This is a genomic window from Streptomyces sp. NPDC059564, from assembly GCF_042735575.1.
GTDB lineage: Bacteria > Actinomycetota > Actinomycetes > Streptomycetales > Streptomycetaceae > Streptomyces.
The window spans coordinates 1-5,166 of the sequence record NZ_JBHWBP010000462.1 but is presented as its reverse complement, the minus strand read 5'-3'; the positions used below and the strand labels follow the sequence as shown (position 1 = coordinate 5,166).

General features: G+C 71.6%; 3 protein-coding genes. All 3 read right to left on the bottom strand.

The genetic code is table 11. The features are described 5' to 3' along the window. The coding region (locus ACFV0Q_RS38185; protein WP_385012247.1) for a hypothetical protein at positions 1–2,505 on the bottom strand (2,505 nt) is incomplete at its 3' end. Beyond that, entirely contained in the window at positions 2,502–2,834 is a 333-nt protein-coding gene (locus tag ACFV0Q_RS38180; protein WP_385012245.1) for a hypothetical protein, read from the bottom strand. The genes ACFV0Q_RS38180 and ACFV0Q_RS38185, both read right to left, overlap by 4 nt. Beyond that, on the bottom strand, positions 2,831–5,166 hold a 2,336-nt coding region (locus ACFV0Q_RS38175; RefSeq protein WP_385012242.1), incomplete at its 5' end, for an ATP-binding protein. The genes ACFV0Q_RS38180 and ACFV0Q_RS38175, both read right to left, overlap by 4 nt.

Sequence of the window (5,166 nt, the reverse complement as noted above, 5' to 3'; positions counted from 1 at the left end):
GGTCCGGGGCTCGGGCGTGCGGTCGCTACCGTGCAGCGGTGGGGTGTGGATGGCTGCCGCGATGGCGACGTCACGGACGGAGCCCATGGGGTCATGGACCTGCCAGGTGGTGGCGAGAGCCTGACCGGTGTGGTCGACGCGGTCACGGACAGCGCGGCCGCCGTCCGCCCACCGGCCGGCGTCGTCACGGACCTGGTGAGCTGCCACCAGCAGTTGTGTTCGGGCGTCGTCGGTGAACTCCGAGGCCCGGCCGCGCGCGCGGCCGATGTTGCGGGGCAGGCCCAGGGTCGCGCCGTAGGCGACGCGGGCGGTGCGGGAGGCGATGCGGTAGCCGCGCAGGCGGGAGGCGCGGGCGTGGACGCGCGATCCGAGCAGGGGCCGGTCGGCGTCGGGGTCATGGAGGATCCTGCCGGTCCAATGGTCCACCACCATCTCGCCCCCAGCCCCCGGCCGGGTGCCGTTCGCGGTGTTGTGAAGCCGGGCGGCCGCAGGGTGCGTGCCGGGCCTGGGGCCGATCAGGGCGGTGCGCGCGCCGCGCACGGCGGTGTGCGTGCCGCGCAGTGCCATGGCCAGCGGGACGATCCCGCGCCGTCCTTCGGCCAGCGCGTCGCCGAGCAGCCGGCCCGGCGACATCGGCATCCCGCTGCCGTCGCTGAGCGAAGCGAGGCTGCCGAGTGAGCGCAGCCGGGCGCCGAATGCGCTGTGCGCGGCCGACGGTCCGCTGTACCGTCCGAAGCCTCCGCCGCTTCCGGTGGCGGCGGGGCCGTGCATGGCGAGCGCCGCGCCGAGCTCGGAGCTGTCGCCCCGCAGGTGACTGCCGCCGATCTTCGAGTACCGCATCCGGGTGGCCATGCGCTGTCCGAAGCCGGCCGTGGCGGCCAGGATCCGGCGGTGCATGACCAGGAAGGCGAGGGCGAGGGCGTCGACCAGCAGCAGCCGTTCCACCATCAGGTCGGGGCCGCTGTCCGACAGCAGGGCGTCCACGGCGATCCCGAAGAGCGGCAGGGCCATCGCGGCCATGAAGGAGACCAGCGCTGAGACGATGAAGACACCCAGCCACCGCCACAGCAGCATCCGGGAGGGGCCGGGCAGCATCGCCCATACCCAGGCGATGGGTCCGGCCGCGGCGGTCGCGGCATCCGCGCCCTGCGCGCCGAGCATCACCACCGCCATCGAAACGATCATGAGTGAGACGACGATGACGGCGATGAGCAGGGCGATGACCGACCAGACCCGATCCCAGGTGGGCTCCACCGCGTACGCGGCGCACGCCTTGCCGACCGGCCCAGCGGCATCCAGATCCTTGACGAGGGTCGAGAACGCGGAGTCCTTGTCGTTTTTGGCGCGTCCGGTGCCGTTCTCGCAGTAGTCCCGGGAGGGACCATCCAGCTTTCCGCACGGGTTCGCCTGGACCTCGGCCCCCTGGTGTTCGCACGTCTCCTTCGCCGCCCCGAACAGCAGCTTGCAGTCCGGGTTGGCAGGGGCCGCCTGCTCGCCGCCGTTCTCGGCGAGGCGGCGTTCGCAGTCCTGCTTGAGAGGCCCGACAACCCCGTCGCACTTCGAGAGGTCGACGCTGCCCGGCCGCTGCTCGGGCTGACTGCTCTTGACCCACTTCACGTGGGCTTTGTACGCGGCGGCGTCGCCCGGGTTCTTCGGGTCGAGGATCCGGCCGTACTGGAGCAGCATGTAGGGCTTGACGACCAGGGCGTCGGTGAGCGCGTTCTGGATCGGGGTGGTCACGGCCTTGGCCTCGACCCGCTCCTTCACGCACGCCTCGTGAGCCGGGCCGACCGCACTGTCGCAGGGGCGTGCCCCGCGGGCGGGGGTGTCGAAGTAGGAGCTGGTGGTGATGGACGCGACCTCGATGGCGGCCTGGTGGGTCTGGTCGAGGGGGCCGTCCCTGCCCAGCAGATAGTCGGGTCGGATGAGGGCACTGGCGGCCAGGGCCGCGATGACCAGGGTCATCACGATCTCTCCCAGCCCCGTACCGACCTTGCCCCGCACGAAAAGGATCAGCCCGAACATAAAAGCCCACGTCAGCAGCAGGCCCTGGAGACCAAGCGCACCGACCACGTGCCGTTCGTAGGCGTCGGCGAGGCGCTGCGCCGGATCCGTCAGCAGGCTCTGGAGGGGGAACTTGAAGACGAAGTCGAGCAGCCAGCCACACAGCCCGACCAGCAGCCGCACCAGCGTGAACAGCCCAGACAGCACCAGCCGCTGAGTCTGCCCGGCCACGTCAAGGTCCGGCACCCCGCCGTTCTCGACCAGCTGGACCGCCGGAACCCCTTCCGGCACGCCCGCCACGGCCTCCAGTTGGTAGCCGCTGAGCAGCGCACCCTCACGGGTGTGAAGGTCCAGCGGGCCCAGCAGTCCGCCCCCTGAGGCACCGCTCCCGTCCGCTGCGGCCGCGACCGCGGTGTTCGTCACCAGGAACACGACGGTGAGCAGCGCGACGAACCCGGCTGCCCGCACCGTCCCCCGGTCGACGGGGAAGCGCGCGATCACAGCCGCCGCCCGGCGCTGCTTACAAGCCCGATGGCAGCGGCGACTGCGGCGGTGGAGACCAGCAGCAGTGCGGTGCGGCTGTTGAGACCGGCAGGCCAGACGGCGGCCTTCACGGTCGGGCCCGGCATCCGGGTGGTGCCGCAGTAGGCGGTGGCCGGTCCCGCGATCAGGTCACAGCCCTCGCTAGCGCCTGCTTCGAACCTGGCAGTGATGGTGGGCGGGGACGGACGGGTGTGGGGCATGGCCCAGGCGGCGGCGGTGCAGGTGATCAGGAGCAGTGCGACGGCTCCGCCGAGAAGCAGCCGCGCAGCGGTGGTGGTGCGGGTCATGAGGTCCCCCTGGTGGCTGTGGCTTGTGCGGTCCGGCCGGGTGTGGTGAAGATCGATTCTTTGAGGCGGGGCACGGGCGGGACGATGACCTTGATCCGGCCGACCTGCATGCGCGGATCGCGCAGCAGCATTTCGCCCTCGCGGCCGGCCTGGCCGACGGGAGACAGGCCGGTCGTCACGAGCCGGAGCAGTTCCTCGTCCTCGCCGTCCAGACCCAGGAAGCGCAGGCCCTTCGCGGCGCGGACGCGGTCGGTGGTGCGGGCCAGGAACCGGTAGGCGATCAGGGCTGCGTCCTTGCCGAGTTCCTCTTCGTCGTGGGCGCCGAGGAAGCAGCCTGCGCCGTGTTTGCGGCCGTCGTGGAGGATCTCGTGGACCAGCGAGGACCCTTCCGCCGAGGAGGTCAGCCAGTAGCACTCGTCCAGGGCGACCAGGCAGAACCGCTCCGGCTCGGTGAAAGCGGCTTGCCGGGCGATGGCCGCGATCAGATACAGCACGGCCCGCCCGATCAACGCCTCCAGCGGCTGCTGGCGCAGCACCTCGGTGTCCGCGAACGCTTCCCGCGGCGGCAGGGTCAGGCCGGTGGTGGTGACCACCACCAGGTCCGCGCCCAGGTCCCCGGCAAGGGTGACCGGCGGCAGGTCCGCATCGAACACCATCGCCGCGAGGGGGCTGCCGCGCACGATGCGCAGCAGGTCGGCCATGGTGGCGGCCGCGTCTGCACGGCTTGTGCCGCAGCTGCTTTCGGCGAGGGCTGTGAGGACGTCCAGGACTTTGCCCATGGACGGCCCGGGCCCACCCGCGACTTCTTCGACAGCGCGGTGGAGGACAGCGCCGGCGGCCGTCATCGCGCCGACCCCCAGCTGCAAGGTCAGGTAGGACAGAGCGTAGTGGGCGCCGACCGGACCGCCGAAAACCCGCAGCGGGTCGATGGAGATCCGGGCCTGGGCGGCGTCGATGACCTGACACCGATTCCCCATCGCGCTCTGCCCGAAGCGGGCCCATTCCCGGATGGGAGTCCGGTCGATGACGATGGCTCGCCCACCCCGGTCCACCACCGCGCCGGTGACAAGCTTCTCCAGCACACTCTTGCCGCCGCCCAGATCCCCGACCACCGCGCTCGAGGCGGAGGCGTTGACCTGTGGGGCGTCGGCCGGGTTCAGCAGGACCGGGCGGATCGTGCCGCTGTCCAGGTCGTAGCCGATCATCGCCCCGGCCGGATCCCCCACCCGGGATAGCGTCAGCGCACCGCACGCCGCCCAGTCCTCCGACAGCTGATGCTGCGTAAACTGCCCCAGCTTCGGCGCCCTGGGCATACCTGGCAGACCCAGGGCGAAGAGGTCTTCCTGCATCCCGTAGGGGCGCTCCGCCCGGTAATCTCCCCCCGACAGAGCGGCCGACAGCTCCCGCGCCCGTGCATCACACACAGCCGCGGCCGGCCCCCACACGGACAGCACCGTCACCGACTGGACCTCGACCTCCACCGAGGTCCGCGCCATACGCGCGTCCTGCTCCGCCAGGTCCCCTGCCGCATTCGGCAGCGAGTGCGGCATCCCGGTGGGCTGCGCACCGTACTGGCCGGCCTGGTCAAGGAGTTCGCGCTTCTTGCGCTGGACCTGAGCACGCGCCTTCTTCGCCGGTACCACCCGCAGATCCACCGTGACATCGACCGGGAACGGCAGCGCTTCCAGCTGCGCGAGGACATCGGCCGATTCCACCGGCACCGCCGGCGGGAGCTCGGCCAGCACCAGGTGCGCCTGGTAGCCGGTCCCGGCCTCCGATTCGGCCTGGAGCCAGCGGCGGCCCAGCGGCGAGGACGTTGCTGCCGTGCGCCACCACGGTCCCCGGGCGGCCTTGGCTTTCTCGACGATGTCCTGGCCGCCTTCAGCCAGACGGATCTGCCCCAGGTCCGCGTACGAGGGGGAGCGGACCTGTCCCGCGTGGACGCGGCTGCCGTACAGGGGGCTGTGCTCAGCATCCGAGAGAAGCGGCTCCGCATCGAGGCCGCGGTGGATGGAGTGCTGCACCATCCACACGATCTCCGCTGGGGACGCTGGCCGCAGACCCAGCCCGCCCCCCAAAGAGGTCTGGATCCGCCCGGCCTCCGCGACCGCGGCGTGAACCTCGGCCTCGGGCACCGCTACCGGCGGGAGATCCAGAACCGCCGACAGCTCCCCGTACAGGGCATGGAGGGAAGCGGCCGCGGCTCCGCCCTTGCCCGGCAGGGGAACAGCGAGCCACAGCGTGCGCTCGTGCATCTCCTGTCCGGTCAGCACATCCGCAGTGGCCGCGCACGTCTCCGCCCACGCGGGAAGCCGCCGCCAGCCCACACCCG